Source organism: Spirosoma endbachense (assembly GCF_010233585.1).
Taxonomy (GTDB): Bacteria; Bacteroidota; Bacteroidia; order Cytophagales; family Spirosomataceae; genus Spirosoma; species Spirosoma endbachense.
In genome coordinates, this window is record NZ_CP045997.1 from 7,852,566 (window position 1) to 7,870,844 (window position 18,279).

An 18,279-nucleotide genomic window follows, 5' to 3' on the forward strand; every position below is an offset into this window, starting at 1 on the left:
CTAAACAGAAAAATAATATGAAAGCTGCCATCATGTATCCGTCAGGGGAAGGGCCGCGGTATGTGGAGGTTCCCAGTCCCGTTGTGACTAGCGAGGCAGAAGTACTAATGACCGTTAAAGCGGCTGCGATTAAACATATTGACCGAGGCCGGGCTAGTGGCAATCATTATTCAGCCGAGGCCCAGTCCCCCGGCCAAGCAACGATTATCGGTGGCGATGGCGTGGGACTACTGGCCGATGGTACTCGCGTCTATGCGATGGGCGTTAGCGGCATGGTCGCTCAGCAAGCCGTGGTGGAGAAAGACCGCATGGTTGTTGTTCCTGAGGGAGTCGATGACGCAACAGCAGCGGCCTTACCCAATGGCGTGATTGGGGCCGCTATGGGGCTGCGCTTCCGGGCGGGTATTCAACCCGGCGATGTTGTTTTGATCAATGGCGCAACGGGCTTCACGGGCCGGGTAGCCGTGCAAATTGCCAAACAGTATGGGGCCAAAAAAGTGATTGCCACGGGCCGCAATCCCAACTCCTTGCAAGAGGTATTGGCTTTAGGAGCCGACGAGATTATTTCGGTGAATCAGAGCGACGAAGACTTTCTGGCTCAAATTCGGGCGCTCCACAGTCGGTCGCCGGTTGATGTGATCATCGATTATCTTTGGGGCCACTCGGCTGAGCTACTTCTGGCTTCGTTGAAAGGCAAGGGAGCCTTTACCCATCCGGTGCGTTTTGTCTCGATTGGTAGTGTAACGGGGGATAAACTACAGCTATCCGCCGAAAATTTGCGCAGTGTTAATCTCCACCTATCGGGCTCCGGATTGGGTAGTTGGACGCGTCAAGATGTGGGTAAACTGTTTAGGGAAATTTTACCCGACATGTTTCAACTAGCGGCCGAGGGTAAGCTCAAGGTTGACACGGTTAGGGTTAACTTAGCCGAAATTGAATCAATCTACAACGTAGTCATTGCCGATGGGAAGCGACTCGTCATTACCATGCATTGACTCTTACCTAGGAGGTCTGGAACGCCATTGGATTAATCCCTTGGGATGATTACTTTAAGGACCGTCAATCGATCTTTTGTTTAAGACCTGCTGTTCATGCCAATCTATTTGTTCAAACCCATTTGTAGGATGGGCTGTATGTTGGGACTACTACTGCTGTTTGGCCATTGTTCAAGACGCCAGTATCCTGATTCGCATGCGGCTTCCTGTTATCCGAATCACCCCTACGATACCACTTCCTATCAATGGACAACTCCGCCGGATTCATTACTGACCCAACTCCTGCCCCGCTATAGTCGCTATAATCTGATGGTCGCCCACGCGGCTGGGCTGCTTCCTTTGCTGCAAAGTTACCAACTCCATAGAGCGAAATTAAGACAAGATTCTTCCTTGGCCCGACGCTTTCTAGTAGCCGAACAGAAAGCTCGTATTCAGGATCGGGTTGCTCTTTTCCGCACGCAAGTAGCCAGCTTAGCGGCTGAATTAGACTGTGAAGCTTTACGGGTCAACCGACTCATTGTCTATCAGGACCGACTTGAACAAGTTCGCATTAGAAACCTGACGGTTTCCTCCATTTTAACGGGTGCTATTGGTGGTGTTGCAGCGGCCCTCTTGCCAGAGAATGCCTCAAAAGCGACCGCTATTACCGCTGGTTTAGGTAGCTCCATCTTAGGGCTGTTATCGCTCCATTCAGGCCGACGAATTCCGCTTGAGCATCCTCGAAACCTACTCCGGGATATTTGGTATGCCCCTGTACATTCAGACCAATATCCGGCCATGGTCTGGAATATGCTCTCACAGCCCGTTTTTAGTAGTAGCGGGCGTTACCCGGTCGCCTACCTTCTTAGAAATCAGTGGATCGATATTGAAGGATTGACCCTTCACCAGAAAAAAAATGATCAAAAGATCGAGTTACTATTAAGTCGCGGAGGGTATTATGGAGTTGATGAATTGAAACTGCGTACCGATTTAATCAACCAGTTACAGGCTGCTATCAAGCTAATTGATCAGGACATTCAAGGGCTACTTTCCCAGTTTTCTTCGCTCCCTTAATCCTTAATCCTTGTTCATTGCTCAAATGACAAATTATCCGGGCCCTCGACGGCATCGCAATGGCGCACCATCCGTGCCGGTGTCGTACTCTTCCGAAAAACTACCCAAATTCTCAAATAACGCTCCCTCATGAGACGAATGTGCGTTCATGTATCAACAGCTATGGGCGTTTTGCGAGAAAGGAATAAGCATCGAGATCATCGGGCTTTTAAAATGGAGAGAGTTACCCTTACTCGCTTCGCAAACTTTTTACAGGATTGATTAAAGCGGTTTTTATACTCTGATAGCTAACGGTTAACAAAGTTATCGCTAAAGCACCCACGCCTGAAACCACGAAAATCCACCAGGAAATTTCGGTATGGTACGAATATTTATGAAGCCAGCCAGTGAGGAAATAATAGGCGATAAACGTAGCGATGCCAAAAGCGATAAGCACCAGCGCCACAAAATCTTTGGAGAGTAATCCCCATATATTCAGAACCGAAGCACCCAACACTTTGCGAACACCGATTTCTTTAGTGCGCTTTTCGGCCATGAATGAGGCAAGACCAAACAAACCCAGACAGGATATTAAAATAGCCAGCGTTGCAAATACAGAAGCCAGCTTACCAATGCGTTCTTCTGCCGCGAATTTTAACCCATATTCAGTGTCGGCAAACTTGTAGTCAAAAGGTACTGAAGGCACTGTGCGTTTAAAGATCATTTCCATTTTAGCCAAAGCATCCCTCATGCTTACGGTGGGGTTAACCCTTACAGTCATCCATGTATTGGCCTGGTCGTAATTGGCGATGTACACCATTTGTTTTACAGGCTCAAACGGCGACTCCATCAGCATATTTTTTATTACGCCAATGATCTGAAACTGGTAACCGTCATACTTTATAATTTCTCCAACCGGGTTTTTTAACCCCATGTATTTTACGGCGACTTCATTCACTATAATGCTGTAAACCGCGTTAAGACCACGTTGCGAGCTTACGGTATCCGTTGCGTATTGTGTTGAAAAGTCACGCCCTGTGGTAAACTGCCAGCCTACCGTTTTGCCGTAATCGTGCGTCACCCATATCGTACCGAATCCCTGGGTTTTGTTGGGGTCTTTGCCTTTCCATTCAAACCCACTGTTGTTTGACCATACGCCTGTCAGCGGGCTGTTGGAACAAGCCATGTGTTCAGTGATACCTGCTCTTTTCAGCTCATTGTACAGCACACCGAATTTATTTTTTAAATCGGTCGATTTCATTTCTATCATCAGCAAGCCATTCCTGTTATAGCCGACAGGTCGGTCCTTGGCGTATTGTATCTGCCGATAGACCATGATGGTCCCGATGATGAGTGCAATGGATACCGTAAATTGTGTGACAACCAATGCCTTTCGTGGTAGCGATGAAAAACGCCCCGCAGAAAATGTTCCTTTCAAAACTTTCACAGGGTTGAAAGAAGATAAATAAAACGCAGGATAGCTTCCTGATAGTAAGCTGGTAACGACAATGAAGGCCACGCTGATCAGCCAGAAGTAAGCGTTTAGCCAGGGGATGGTCATACGCTTGTTGGCCAGTTCATTAAACCACGGTAAGGCAATTACTGAAAGAAGGATGGCGATGAAAAAGGAGATGGTGACTATTAAAAAAGACTCGCTCAAAAATTGAGTTGTCAACTGACCACGTCGTGAACCAACTGCTTTGCGAATACCTACTTCCTTTGCCCGCTTTTCACTGCGTGCGGTGCTTAAATTCATAAAGTTGATGCAGGCCAGCAGCAACACAAATACCCCGATAATGCCAAACAGCCATACATAATCAATGCGACCGCCTGTATTCACATCGCCCTTCCATTCTGAATACAAATGCCAGCGGTTCATCGGGTTTAGAAAAACCTGTAGGTTATATTTCTTATCTTCTTCACTCACATGTGCCTGCCAAACACCTTTAATTTTTGCTGAAACGGCTTCCATCGTCGTGTTGGGCTGCAATTGCACATACATTCGGAAGGAACTGTTACCCCATTGGTTGGCGGCATCCCGCATCCATTTGTTATCGGACAGCATAAGGTCCCAAGTAGAAATAAACTGCGTGCCACTGAATTCTGTATTATACGGAAGGTCTTCATATACACCCGTAACCTTAACATCCATCCGGTTATCAATACGTAGCGTTTTATTCAGCGCATCTGCATCGCCAAACAGTGCTTTGGCCGCCGAAGCGGAAAGCAGGATTGAATTCATATCCTTCAAGCCGCTATAAGCACCCTGCAACAGTTCCAGCGATAATAGTTCAGGCGCTCCTTCCTGCATGAACCGGCCCACCTGCGAAATATGTTTTGCCTCTACCGATAAAATATGATTCTCATCCCCGCGTGCCATGACGATACGCTTAAAATCGTTGCCATATTTAGTACGCAGTTCTGCTTCCAGCGGTCGTGGCACTTCTGATGTGGCAAAGGCATCTCCGTTGAAGTTTCCTTTGGTCATTACCTGACCAATGCTGTTGTAATTTTTATGGTAAGTATTGTATGTAACCTCATCGTATATCCATAGGCCAATCAGCATAGCGATAGCCATACCAACAGCCAGCCCGCCAATATTAATGAAGGAGTACACCCGGTTTTGGGTCAGGTTTCTCAAGGCGATTTTTAGATAGTTTCGTAGCATACTTGTAAAAGCAGGGGTTGGGTAGTCATTAAATTTGTTCGCACAGCCCGGTGTTGTAGGCGGAATCGATTTATAGAAAAACGGCGTCAGGCATTGCAAAACGGCCCAGCCATATTCCCGTCGAGCCTTGGCTAGGCTCACCTGTTGAAGGCGTTTATAAAACACTTCCTGCAAATCACCTTGTACATACTCTACTAAGTGAGGGGCCACAAACCACTCCAGAAGCCGATCCGCCCAGCGGGGCGGTTGCGATGAGTTAGGAGAGGGCGATGATTGTTGACCATGCATGGCTGAAGAAACGATTAAATACCCAAGAGTTGAAACTTGCTTTCGGGAATAGCCTGCCAAAGTCGAGTGCGCATCTGCTGGATTTCCCGGAGCACTCTCCCTCCTTCGGCAGTGAGGGCAAACAGCCGTTTGCTTCGTCCACCCCGCTCGGCGGTGGCTCCACCCACGGAAGAAAGTAGAAATCCTTTTTCTTCGAGTCGGTAGAGGGTGGTATGCACCGCACTGATAGTGAAGTTGCGGCCGGTTTGCCGTTGGAGTTCTTCCCGGACGGGCACTCCATAAACGTCCTCAGTACTGGCGGCCACCACTAGCAACACTAACTCTTCGAGCTCGCCCAATACGGTCTTTTTCATAGAAAGGCTATCCTATTTTATTAGATACAATATCTTAGATCAAATCGGATGCCAAACGTAAAAAATGCCTTTATGGGTTTAAAACAAGGTGAAGAACGAGTATCATTGTCCAGAAACGGACAACTCAGTGTCCACGCCTGGACAGCGCTTGCTGAGAATCAGGGGTAGGCAATCAGGGGAGAATCTGAATAAAGGGTAAATGTGTAGTCGTCAATAAACCTACCTCTTTTCCTGATAGAGCCGTGAAGCTAGCTATTCATGTAATGCTGTCACTCAACGTTACATAATCTCCTAAAACGCTCCCGATTGAGACGATAGAACGTTCATTAATATGCTCCTAAAATGGGCGTTTTAGGAGATGGACAAACTGTTAGGTGAAGTCCCGATTTTCACAGCAAATTTTCCTTCTCTGGAAGAAGAATTTTCGAAGAAGTTCTTATTAACTAATAAACCTAACAATGCGTTAATTTATAACTTGCTTGGAGAAGGAGGAATGGACATAGGTGGTCGTCTAGCCTGCATGGCAACACGGACGGGATGTTGCCTTGTTAATTTATCAACGGCATTAATCTCATTAATAAAATCGACAAAGTTTAGTTTAATATCATCATATTTTTCAGGCATGAATTGAGCAAGTGCCTGTTGCGCTGTTAAGGCTTTCTCCGAAAAGTTGCCGGACTTATCTACGTCTTTCGCGGCATAACGCAAAAAAACTAGGGCATCAAACGCCTGAACACTCCTGGAATGAGTAGTAGCCAGCTTCACCAAATCATCGTGCGTCCATTTTTTTGGGTCCATCGGCACATCCACAATGTAAGTATTAAGTTTTCGTTCTGTCGCTCTTGAACTTTCTGCACGTCTTAAAAACGCATTTACAAACTTATCTGGAAGGCCTATAACTTTAGCTTCTGCTTCACTCTCAGCTGCAAGTGCAGCAGCTCTATTACGTAGTTCTACATTTTCTTTATTTAGACCAACAAAACCTGAAACTAGTTGATAGTTATCCTTTGGATCAGTGTAATCAATTGTTTGCGTAAGGTTCACTTTTTGCTGATGCCTGAGGAAAATCAGGTTAGATACCCCATGGTTAGCAAGTGTTGAACCATTTACAAAAGCAAGACTTACTATAAAGTATGATAATTGCCGAAAGCTTGATAAACGCATGACTACCAATAAGAATTAGGATGGAATAGTTACAGCAAGTTAAGTCATTGTAATCACCATACTTACATTTCTGAAAATTAATATATTGCTTATACCTACCCAATTTTAGCTGATCTTCCGAAGGCAGTTGCTTCCTTTCCGAATTTATCTAATAGCTTTCCGAAGCAGCATTCAGTTGAATTATAAAAAATCGGGGCAGATCTGACAGATTATGGTTTTCCCGATCTGTAGCTAGGGATTGCATATTCTCAAAAAAAGCTCCAAAGTGAGATAGTAAAACCTGTATAGATCTGGTTTTGGAGTGAAAATTTTTAGAGAATGAGATCAGATAAACCCGCCCTTATTTTCGCTAGCCAATTCTACGCTGCTACTACCCGTCGAAAGCGCAAACTATTAGTGCACGGCCAAGTTATTAGCAGGTAATCATGATGCTAGGTCAATGACAAACCAAGAACAAATTGAACAACTCATTCGAGGCCAAGAACTGGCCGTTCAACAGAAGAATATCGATGGGGCCATGGCCAACTATTCAGCGGATGTTGTCTCGTTCGATGTGATCAATACGCTACAAAAAATAGGCCTGCAGGCCTGCCGGGAGCGCCTGGAAAGCTGGCTAGCTCAGTTTCCTGGACCTGTTTCCTACCACATTGAAAAGCTTTCAGTCATGGCCAGCGACGAGCTTGGCTTTGGGTATTCCTTTAATCATGTCAAGGGGGCACTGGCCAATGGCGATGCAATTGATATGCGTTGGCGGTCAACGATTTGCTTGAGCAAACAGAACGACCAATGGCTCATTACTCACGAGCACAGTTCGGTGCCGTTTGATCCTCACAGCGGGCAAGCATTGATCAAGCTAGAAGAGTAAACGTAGCGTATCTCGTTACCTCTCCAAACCCTACATTCTTGCTACACCTACTTTTAAAGGCAAGTCACGGATTTACGGTCCGCCGTTCCGGTTCGGCATGGCTAACGCACCCGCCAGTAAACGCTGTGATTATCACAGCACATCTTGCTTCTTTCAAGACACACTATTTACTCTTCTGGCACAAACGGTCCGCCGTGGCTGTCGGAAATTTACCGTAGCGACGGCCCGGCGGCAGCGGCCGTCCCTCTCTTGGTTTGGTTATGTTCTACTTTGACGTAAACCGAAGGAAACTTACCTGTTTACCCATGTCGAACAAGATCAGAAAGGGTGAACTTGGTGCTTTTTTTTGGAAAATTAAAGGCTTACTTCCCAGTGACGGATTAACAACTTCATGGAATTATTTAGGCTGTAGAAGACTCGGTATAGAACCTATTGTTCCCCGCTGTCGACTAATAAAAGCGCTGTATTGGACTAAATTCTTGATGTATGAGCTTTCACAAATGCCCTTAGGGTTTTCCCTAATATTTATGAGATAAGTACTTTTTGGTTTACTTCCATGGCTGATTTGTTATAATTTTGATGGTTATAGTTTTATTCTCCAAATCTGTTATGAATTAAATTGCTAGTGGCATTATGCCCTTTATCCGCATTTTTGGCCGCTAATCAACTCTATGAATGTAGTATTTATATGATACGAGTTCTCATCGCGGATGACCATAATGTCTTTGTCGAAGGCATCGATTCGCTTATTTCAGGATCGCTGGACATTAAGGTAACCGAGCGCTGCTATTCGGTTCCCTCAGTTATGGAACGATTGAGCCAGACGGCGATTGACGTCGTGTTACTTGATATTTCGTTTCCCCACATAGAGGACGGCCTCGGCCTTTGCGAGTATATTGCCCGTACATACCCGGAAACGAAAGTGGTGGCACTTACCATGCATGACGATGCCAGTCTTATTAAGCGGGTCGTGAAAAAAGGGGCAAAAGGCTATTTGCTAAAGAATACAACGAAGACGGAGTTGCTACAGGCCATTCAGGCGGTTCACCATGAGAAGCAATATTTTAACGAGTCGATCACGCAAATTCTGCTGAACGACAGCCCCAAGTCCAGACGGCCAACGGTCGGTGTTGGCGTAAAGCCAAACCTCAGCCCCCGCGAAACGGAAGTGCTGACCCACATTGCGCAGGGATTGACAACCCAGCAGATGGCCACTCAGTTGTTTGTGAGCGCCAAGGCGATCGAATTTCACCGTAGTAGTCTACTGATGAAGTTTGGCGTTCCCAATACAGCTCTACTCATAAAGACGGCGATGGAGATGCAATTCATTGACTAATTCTATTTTGCCCCTATAGTTATTGCTCATGAAATTCTTTTCTCCCCGGTCTGGCTGGTGGACCACCGCCTTTTTTTTACTGGTTCTAACGGGCGGGTTTCAATCCGTTAAGGCAGAGTCGGACACGACGTCTATCGATAGTTTGAAAAAGCAGATTAAACTCTTAGTTCAAGATAAGCAATACGGTCAGGCGGCACAGTCGTATGATTACCTGGGCAGGCTATACCATCGGCTGTATGGGTACAATAAGTACACGATGGATTCCTACTTCAGCAGCTTGAAATACTACAGTCTGATGGGTGATTCACTGGGGTATTTTAATGAGTATTTGGTGATAGGAGACTATTACACGCAGGATTATTTCATGCAGGACTATGCCGAACAGTACCTGAAAAAAGCCCAGCAATATTTCGAGCGAACCCACAACATGCCAAAAGTCATTGAATGTCGATTGGGGTTTGACAACATCGCTCACTATAGAGAACCTATGCCACCCAGTTTGATGACTCACCTGCGCGAAACCGAGCGGCTTAGCGTACAATACAAGCAGGCTTTCTCGCAGGCGTATGCCCTTAATCTGCTGGCCAATACATACTCCCGCGCCAAACGGCCCGATTCGGCCGACTATTTTGCCCGCCGAAGTCTACTCATATCCAATCGATTAAAAGTGGACTGGTTAATTGCCCTGAATTACTTTTATCTAGGCCTGGTCGAACAGTTTAGACAACATAGTCTGGCCGCTATTGAAGCCTACCAGAAAAGCTACAACATATCGAAGGTTGAAAACAATCTGGGCATGATGCGGGAATTATCGAGGCACACGGCGGATAGCTACTCGCGTATGGGCGACTATAAAAAGGCATACGACTGGTCATTAAAAACGCTCGATTTCGCGGTTCAGTTTTACACGTCCGAACAGACAAAAAGCATTCGATTGCAGGAATTGGACAGTCAGATCAAGACGCTGGCCGTTGAAAAACAACTGGTTGAAGAACAGAGGCGCAATCAGAACGTATTGAACTCGGTACTGGTTGTTGGCCTGATAATCAGCATTCTAGGGGTGTTTGCTTTGGTATATCTGCGACGCCAGCAAAAGCTAATAAATCACCAGCAAACGGTTATCGCCCAGCAACAGTTCCGACAATTGGAGCTTAAATCGCTACGTGCCATGATCGAAGGGCAGGAAGGCGAACGGAGTCGGATTGCCCGTGACCTACACGATGGTTTAGGTATTCAACTGTCGCGAATCAAACTATTTGTCGAAGCGCATCAGGATGAATTACCAGTATCCGTGAAGGACCCTCTGAACCAGTTTCTGGATGAAGCCTGCACCGAAACCCGCCTGATTTCGAACGACCTGCGCCCGTATGCGCTGTCAACCTTCGGCCTCTTGCCGGCACTGGAAGACCTGGTGCAAAAACTTAATCTGGTTAATAAAACAAAGCTGGTTCTAGACCATTACGGCGAGATCCCGACCCTGGGCGACGAAGCCTCCGTCATGATTTACCGGGTCGTGCAGGAGTTGCTCAATAACGCGCTGAAACACGCACAGGCTCAGACGGTTACTATCCAGCTTATGGTTAGTGAAGAAACGATCCTGATTAGTGTAGATGACGATGGCCAGGGGGTAAATTTCGATAACCTGCAAGCAAAAGGAAATGGCATCGCCAACATTGAATCCCGTATTGCCTACCTAGGCGGGCAGGTCATGTGGCAAAGCGAAGTCGGAAAAGGTACGTCTGTTATGATTTCACTGCCCATGCAGAAATTACAAAAAACGGAAGACCAGACAGGCATCATGGACTTTAGTCCGCACAGTTGAGTCTATAAAACGGGTTAAAACAAGCCCAGCCATTTTCGCTTATACATCTTTGGCAAATCAGCTTCAAACAATGTATACGGGTCATGATAGAAGCGCATAAAATCGGGTACGCTGGATTGACCCGGAAAAGGGGCGTAAAAATGAGTTTTGCTTTTGGCATCGTTCCGCCAGACCAGTACGTAGGACAAGGTTAATTTTTCAGATTTCAGGGACTTTAGTAACGTAGTGGTCCACCAGGTTGTGTCGGGAATAGACTCTAAACCTGTTTCGGTAAAGGCCGCTAATTTTCCCCAGCGTCGCGCATAATCGGAGACGATCTTCAGTTTTTTTACGCCGGCTGCTACGTTGTAACGCCCATCCCGACCGAAGTCGGCATAATCATCGATACCGACCATATCGACCCACTCATTGCCCGGATACCGCTCCAGGTATTCGGCTTCTGTTTTGAAGGTGCAATCTGGCGAAAACGCGTATAACATGTTGTGAACGTGCAGGCTATCGCGTAAATAGGAAACCGTAAATCGCCACAACGCCTTCATGTCATCCGGAGTGCAATGCGGTTTCCCCCACCAAAACCACCCGCCATCCAGTTCGTGGTAGGGGCGAAAAATCAGAGGAATCGGCATTCCATCGGCTCCGCGTAGCGAGTTCGTAAAATCGCCAAGGGTTTGTAAAATCTGTTTGTATTGCTGGTGATGGGAACCTCCTGGAGTCAGCAGGGGCACGGCTGGAACCGACACCGAATCCTTCCAGTAAAACCCTCCGGCCGAAGCCGGATTGGAAAAATGCCAGGCGACCGTCGAGATACCCCCCCGGTTGTAGGTATCCGTAATCTGCCGACGTAGCGATTGTTTTGCCTGTTCAATCGCCTGCGGTGGTCGACCCGACAGTCCACTGAAATCAACCCCGATTACGGCCGGATGGGAACCACTCACCGATTTTACGTCTGACCGATTGGTGTCTCCGTACCAACCATGCCCATACTCCGTGGCACTCTGATGACCGAATAAGATATGTTTTTTGGCTAGCCGATGCAAATTGGCATAGAGAGCTTGGGTTTCCTTGGTCGCCTGGGAGTCAACGGGTTTACGAGCCATTTGTGCATAAAGATTGCTTACGTCCAGGAAGCTGCCTAACAGCGCAAAGGATAGGTTCAAAAAGATACTAATCGTACACTTCATGGTAAGGTTTTCCCTATTTAATACTTGAATAAAGAGGTTAAGTTTTGCTTCCTTACCTAGGGTTTTCCCTAAGTTTTAAAAATGTAGGGTTTTCCTTATTCTATCACCAGTCCGCTTAGTCCTACTTTTGCTGAATAAAATTCTATTTATTCTCTTCATAGCCCTTATCTCTCAACCGTATGCCAAACCTTCTACTAAATCATTTTCTGTCAACGCTTCGAAACCTGATAGCGATACTTGCTCTTTTTCTGGTCGCCTTTCTAAACAGTAGTATCTCCGTATTTGGCGCTGATCCGATCAAACTGGAAGCTGAAGCTCCTCAGGGTGTGGCGCTCAATGGCGTACAGATTGTACAGGATCAGCCCGGTTATTCCGGTACGGGCTATGCCTGGGGATTTGATGATGACAGCAACGGGGGCGACAATATGGTCTTCACGTTTTCGGCTCCGGCCGGAAGTTATCAACTCACCATTGGGTATTACTCGCCTTATGGCGATAAAAAGACCCGGCTGACGGTGAACGGGGCAACCAGCGAACAGGATCTAAAAGTAACCGGCAGCAACTTTGGGGCCGCTGTAATTGGTTCGTTTCAATTGCTGAACGGACAGAACACCATTACGATCAATAAGAACTGGGGCTATTACGGTATCGACTTTATCGTGCTGACACCCGCATCGGTCAAACCGCCCACCATCGTGCCGCTGGTCAATGGGCGGGCCGAAGCCGAAGCGGGCGATCTGACGGGCGTGGATGCGGCAAGCGCCAATGCCGGATTTTCGGGAACGGGCTACGTAACGGGCTTCGATAATGCGACGGATCAGGTACGTATTACGGTCAACGCCACGGCGGGGCTATATGATCTGGCCATCGGGTACGCGTCGCCAAACGGTGATAAAGGCGTTGACTTCCAGGTAAATGACGAAAAAGGAAGCGGTACGTTAACCCAAACGCTGAGTGGATACAGATCATCCAACGTCGGAAAATTTCTATTGACCGCCGGCCTGAACACCATCACCATTTATCGAGGGTGGGGGTACTTCGACATCGACTACATTCAACTGATGCCAGCAACGGCTTCCTTGCCGATTAAACCTCCGAAAATTCTGGTCGATGCGCAGGCTACGTTGTCAACGAAAGGATTGTTTTCGTATCTGGTTGATCAATACGGTAGTAAAGTGCTGTCGGGACAACAGGACGACGTCGAATATATCCTGGAAAAAACGGGAAAAGAACCAGCTATTGGTTCGTTCGACCTGATGGACTATTCGCCCAGCCGGGTGCAGTTCGGCACAACGCCCGTACGTAGCAGCGAAGCCATTATCGACTGGGCGAAGAAAGGCGAAGGCCGGGGAATTATCAGCCTGCTGTGGCACTGGAATGCACCTACTGATCTGATCAATCAGGCACCCGATAAGCTCTGGTGGAGTGGGTTTTATACCAGTGCCACCACCTTCGATCTGGCGGCTGCCTTAGCCGATAAAAACAGCACGCGCTATCAACTACTGCTCAGCGACATCGACGCCATTGCCCTGCAACTTAAGAAATTTCAGGCGGCCGACGTACCGGTTCTCTGGCGTCCGCTGCACGAAGCCTCCGGCGGCTGGTTCTGGTGGGGTGCCAAAGGGGCGGGGCCGTTCAAGGAACTCTGGCAACTGATGTACAACCGACTGACCAATTACCACCAGTTGCATAACCTGATCTGGGTGTACACGGCTACGGATACAATCAACCCTGACTGGTACCCCGGCGATCAATACGTAGACGTTGTTGGCGAAGATATTTATGCGGACCCGACGGCCAATATGAGTGGCAACTGGGCGAACGCACAGGCGCAGTTCAACGGCAAAAAACTGGTGGCACTGACCGAATCGGGTAATCTGCCAAACCCCGACAAAGTTCGCGGATTTGCTACGTGGTGGTCCTGGTTTTGCGCGTGGACGGGCGCTGACTTCATCAAAAAGCAGCCAATTGACTTCCTGCAAAAAGTCTATACCGACAATGATGTCATTACCCGCGACGAACTGCCCAACTGGCGACCACCCGTTACGTTGAAAGTAATGCACCGGAACGGCGATAATGGGCAGGTAATAACGAATAGTATTAACCCAAACCTGACCCTACTCAATGAAGGTTCGACGGCGGTCCCCTACAGCGAATTGACCGTGCGGTACTGGTTCACCGCCGAAAACTGCGCGGGTATCAACTCGTGGGTTGACTATGCGCAGCTGGGTACGAATAAGACGAAGATGAAGTATGTAGCCCTGGAGAATCCTCGGGGGGGCGCTACGGGTTACGTGGAATACAGCTTTGATGCATCGGCCGGTAGCCTGCCCGCAAACGGATCTTCGGGTCCAATTCAATCGCGCTTTGCCAATACCGATTGGATGAGTCTGGCCCAACTAGATGATTATTCGTATCAAAAGTTTAGTCAGCAATACTCGTTGAATCAGCACATTACCCTTTACCGGACCTCGCCCGGTGGTGGTCCTCAACTGGTTTGGGGGACTGAGCCAGACGTCGTCGCGCCGGTGGTGAAATTGAACGTGTACACGCAAAACAGGAACACCAGCACGAACGGTAATGCTATCAGCACGTATTTGTACGTAGCGAATGAAGGTAACGTACCCGTTGCCTATGGCGACGTATCGGTTCGCTACTGGTTCACTTCAGAAGGGTCGCAACCCCTGAACTCTTGGGTCGATTACGCGAAACTGGGTAATTCAAACATCAGTACGCAATTCGTGCGAAATGTTGGTCGTAAACTAGCTGATACGTACTTCGAACTGAAGGTAAAGCCAACCGTTGGTATGCTGTATCCGGGGAGCAGCACCGGAAATATCCAGTACCGATTGGCAAAATCCGATTGGACGAGTTTCAACGAAACGAACGATTATTCCTACAACCCATCGGCTCCTTTCGAGTCAAATGAACACGTAACGGTCTATTACAAAGGGCAGTTGGTGTTCGGAACCGAACCGGCTGCGCTGGGTAGCTCACGTCTGGCGGCTGACGAAAAGACGACTTCTTTACAGGTTTCAGTACTGGGAAATCCAGTGACTGGTGACAATGCCGAAGTAGCCATTCGGGGTGCCGCGGGGGCTGCGGTGTGGATGACGCTAACTACTATAAACGGCGCAACTGTACTGGAAAAAAAGGTAGATCAGGCCGCGGAGGTCGAGCATCACGTGCTGCCTTTGGGCAAAAGCACTGGCGTCTATTTACTACGGGTCAATACACTGAATGAGACGTCAACCATAAAAATTATCAAACCTTAACTACCAACTAACGGCTTCTAACCTCCTTTAGAGGCGGTCCGACGTATGGTTGGAAGCCGTTAAAAAACTTCTTCCCCTCATACCAATTAAATCGTAAATCTAGATATGAAAGAAATTGTATTAACTAAAAGGGTCAATCGGTACAAAAAACTGACTCTGAATTCACTATTTCTGGTCGTACTAACCGTCTGCACCGCCGTCGCCCAGAACCGGCAGGTTACCGGTAAAATAACCGAAAGCCAGGGGGCAAGTGTTGTACCGGGCACCAACATTGCCATTAAAGGAACGACAACGGGCACGGTCTCGAACGCCGACGGTACGTACACGATCACCGTCCGGAACAATGCGTCGACGCTGGTAATCAGCAGCGTAGGCTACGTCAGCCAGGAAATCGCGGTCGGTACGCAGTCGGTTATTAATGTCGATCTGGTTCCTGATACCAAGTCCCTGAGCGAAGTCGTCGTGGTTGGTTATGGTACGCAGCAACGGAAAGACGTGACCGGAGCCATCAGTTCGGTGAGTGCGGCTCAGATTGAAAAAGTGCCGGTTACTACGTTGGATCAGGCGCTTCAGGGACGCTCGCCGGGGGTTCAGGTGACGAATAACGATGGTTCGCCGGGCGGGGGCGTTTCCGTTCAGATTCGCGGAACGGGTACGTTTGGCGACAATTCACCCCTCTACGTAGTGGATGGGTATCCTATTTCGGGCGGCATCAATACGTTGAATCCCAATGATATTGCGTCGATGGAAATCCTGAAAGATGCATCGGCAACGGCCATTTACGGCAACCGGGCTTCCAATGGGGTCGTTATCGTTACGACCAAGCGCGGCAAACAGGGCGCCTTACAAGTGTCGTTCGACGCCTATGGATCGATGCAGGCGATTCCAAAATTATACAAAGTACTCAATGCGCAGGAGTTTGCTTCGTTTGCGACCGAGATCGCCGATAAGGAAACATATCCGATTCTACCGGAATGGCGCAATCCATCGACGCTACGTAATATCGACTGGCAGAAAGAAGTGTACCAAACGGGTTATCGACAAAACTACAATCTGGCCCTTCGCGGGGGTAGCGACAAGGTGCAGACCTCCCTTTCGCTGGGCTTTTTCGATCAGAAAGGCACGGTGAAGTTCTCGAACTTCAAACGTTACAATGGTAGCCTGAACCTGGATTATACACCCGCCAAATGGCTCAAGGTGTCAACCAGCATGAAGTATACCCGCACGGGTGGTTTCGTTGGTTTTGGGTCGGGCCAAAATGGTATTGGTAACCTGACCAAACTGGTACCAACCCTGACGGGTAACCCGCTGACGGATCAGGTGAAAGATGCTAACGGAAATTATGGCTACTATACCAAAGGGGCCACGGCGGTTTCGGGAAGTACCAACGTCATTGCCGATCTGGAAACCACCGACCGGCAGCAGGCATCCAATAATCTGCTGACCACGACGTACCTGGAAGTTACGCCGATTGCTGGTTTGCGCCTGAAAACAAACTTTGGCTGGAACACCAGCGATGGATCAGGTTATTATTTCACCCCGACCAACGACCGGGTGTTGACGCCACCCCTGGCCTTTTATTCCCAGAATGCCAGCAATACGTCGGAATGGTTATGGGAAAATACCGTTGCCTATAACAAAACGGTTGGTATCCATTCGATTGATTTTGTGGGCGGGGTATCGGCGCAGGAAAATACATATCGCCAGATTGGGGCCAGTGGCTCCGGGCTGATCAGCGATGAACTGCGCAATGTGGGATCCATCCAAACCGTAACGCCCTATGGCAATCAGCAGACCTGGTCGCTGGCGTCCCAGTTTGGTCGTCTGACCTACAAGTTACTTGACCGCTACATCCTTACCGGTACGGTACGTCGGGATGGCTCGTCGCGCTTTGGTCCGGGCAACAAATACGGTGTATTCCCCTCCCTGTCGGTGGCGTGGCGCCTGAAAGATGAGCCATTCCTGGCGTCGGTTAACGCTTTGAGTGATTTGAAGTTGCGCGGTAGCTGGGGAAAAGCGGGCAATCAGAATATTGGGCTATTCCAGTATCAGGGCATCTATAGTTCAGGAAGCAGCCGGATCGACAACCGGGGGTATGTATTTGGGCAAACGAAAACGTATTACGATGGTCTTGTGCTGAGCGCGTTACCAAATCCGGGCTTAACCTGGGAAAATCAAACCCAGTCGGACATTGGGCTGGACGCGTCGTTCCTGAATGGCCGGATCAATTTCACGGCGGATTACTACGTCCGCGAATCAAGCGGTTTCCTTTTGAACGTGAACGTACCGAGCCAGACGGGTTTTAGTACGGCCACCCGAAACGTAGGCAGTATTCGCAACAGTGGTCTGGAATTGGGGCTGGAATACCGCGAATCGAGTCACCCGTTCAAGTGGGGTGTCAGTGCAAACGTAACGACGGTGAGCAATAAGATTCTAAGCTTTGCCGACGGACTCACTTCGGTGGGTAACTTCTCCGATCTGGGCTTTCCGACCTTCGGCGGTAACCTCTGGACGACGTTCAGCCAATCGCAGGTGGGTGGTCAGGTTGGGTCGTTTTACGGATTTAGATCGGCAGGCATTTTCCAGTCTCAGGATGATATCAACGCGTTGAACGCAGCCGCTGTCGCTAAATATGGCACCGGTGCGTTCTTCCAGGCATCCTCAACGGCGCCCGGCGATCGGCGATTTGTCGACACAAACGGGGATGGCCGTATCACCGACGATGACCGCGTGATCATTGGCAGCCCGATTCCTAAATTCTTTGGGGGTATAAACTTCGATGGTTCATACGGTCAGTTCGATGTGTCGATGTTCTGGTACGCGTCCGTCGGAAACGACATTTTGAATTATGCGAAACGGAATCTGCAAAGTTTGGCCACCAACGGGGGCGTGGGGGTAGAGAACGTCAGCGAAGAATTTTACCTGAATCGCTGGACGGAAACCAACCGATCGAATACCTACGCTCGCGCGGTTCGGGATGATAAAAGCGGTAACACACGCGTATCGGATGCCTACGTAGAAGACGGTTCGTTCCTGCGGTTGCGAAACCTGCAAATTGGCTATACCCTGCCTGCAGCACTAGTTCGTAAACTCACGCTGAGCCGGATCCGGGTGTACGTAAGCGGTCAGAATCTGGTTACGTTTACCAAATACACGGGCCTAGATCCTGAAATTGGGCAGGTGAGCGATCCGAATAACGGCAGCACGAGTGCGACGGTCAAAGGCGTCGATGTGGGCAATTACCCAACGTCCCGTTTTTTCACGCTGGGCCTGAACGTGCAGTTTTAATCTCCTCTCTAA

At 48.6% G+C, this 18,279-nt stretch carries 11 protein-coding genes; 7 read left to right on the forward strand and 4 right to left on the reverse strand.

The features are described 5' to 3' along the window. Positions 1–17: 17 nt before the first annotated feature. Both GJR95_RS32110 and GJR95_RS32115 read left to right on the forward strand, forming a co-directional pair. Positions 18–995: a quinone oxidoreductase family protein gene (locus tag GJR95_RS32110; protein WP_162389753.1), complete on the forward strand. Its 978-nt coding sequence runs from the start codon at positions 18–20 to the stop codon at positions 993–995. A gap of 138 nt (positions 996–1,133) precedes the next feature. Then, positions 1,134–2,048, forward strand: a complete 915-nt coding sequence (locus GJR95_RS32115) for a hypothetical protein (protein WP_162389754.1) — start codon at positions 1,134–1,136, stop codon at positions 2,046–2,048. A gap of 229 nt (positions 2,049–2,277) precedes the next feature. On the opposite strand, the gene GJR95_RS32120 is transcribed toward GJR95_RS32115, so the two are convergent. The 3 genes from GJR95_RS32120 to GJR95_RS32130 form a co-directional block, all read right to left on the reverse strand. Continuing rightward, positions 2,278–4,983: an FtsX-like permease family protein gene (locus GJR95_RS32120; protein WP_162389755.1), complete on the reverse strand. Its 2,706-nt coding sequence runs from the start codon at positions 4,981–4,983 to the stop codon at positions 2,278–2,280. Positions 4,984–4,997: 14 nt separating this feature from the next. Next, positions 4,998–5,336, reverse strand: a complete 339-nt coding sequence (locus tag GJR95_RS32125) for a PadR family transcriptional regulator (protein ID WP_162389756.1) — start codon at positions 5,334–5,336, stop codon at positions 4,998–5,000. A gap of 468 nt (positions 5,337–5,804) precedes the next feature. Beyond that, positions 5,805–6,500: a hypothetical protein gene (locus tag GJR95_RS32130; protein ID WP_162389757.1), complete on the reverse strand. Its 696-nt coding sequence runs from the start codon at positions 6,498–6,500 to the stop codon at positions 5,805–5,807. 439 nt (positions 6,501–6,939) lie between these two features. Here GJR95_RS32130 and GJR95_RS32135 point away from each other — a divergent pair, with 439 nt between their 5' ends. The 3 genes from GJR95_RS32135 to GJR95_RS32145 all read left to right on the forward strand — a co-directional run bounded on the left by GJR95_RS32135 (position 6,940) and on the right by GJR95_RS32145 (position 10,523). After that, positions 6,940–7,365, forward strand: a complete 426-nt coding sequence (locus GJR95_RS32135) for a YybH family protein (protein ID WP_162389758.1) — start codon at positions 6,940–6,942, stop codon at positions 7,363–7,365. A 688-nt stretch (positions 7,366–8,053) separates the two neighbouring features. Further along, on the forward strand, positions 8,054–8,701 hold the full coding sequence (locus tag GJR95_RS32140) for a response regulator transcription factor (protein WP_162389759.1): 648 nt from the start codon (positions 8,054–8,056) through the stop codon (positions 8,699–8,701). Between the two features lie 28 nt (positions 8,702–8,729). Beyond that, positions 8,730–10,523, forward strand: coding sequence for a tetratricopeptide repeat-containing sensor histidine kinase (locus tag GJR95_RS32145; protein ID WP_162389760.1), 1,794 nt, complete (start codon positions 8,730–8,732; stop codon positions 10,521–10,523). 14 nt (positions 10,524–10,537) lie between these two features. Here the strand turns inward: GJR95_RS32145 and GJR95_RS32150 are convergent, their stop codons facing one another. Then, positions 10,538–11,704: a glycoside hydrolase family 26 protein gene (locus GJR95_RS32150; protein ID WP_162389761.1), complete on the reverse strand. Its 1,167-nt coding sequence runs from the start codon at positions 11,702–11,704 to the stop codon at positions 10,538–10,540. Positions 11,705–11,883: 179 nt separating this feature from the next. Here GJR95_RS32150 and GJR95_RS32155 point away from each other — a divergent pair, with 179 nt between their 5' ends. Then, positions 11,884–14,979, forward strand: a complete 3,096-nt coding sequence (locus GJR95_RS32155; RefSeq protein ID WP_162389762.1) for a glycosyl hydrolase — start codon at positions 11,884–11,886, stop codon at positions 14,977–14,979. Between the two features lie 105 nt (positions 14,980–15,084). Then, positions 15,085–18,267 carry a SusC/RagA family TonB-linked outer membrane protein gene (locus GJR95_RS32160; protein WP_162389763.1) on the forward strand — a complete coding sequence of 1,061 codons (3,183 nt, stop codon included), beginning with the start codon at positions 15,085–15,087 and terminating at the stop codon, positions 18,265–18,267. Positions 18,268–18,279: the final 12 nt, after the last annotated feature.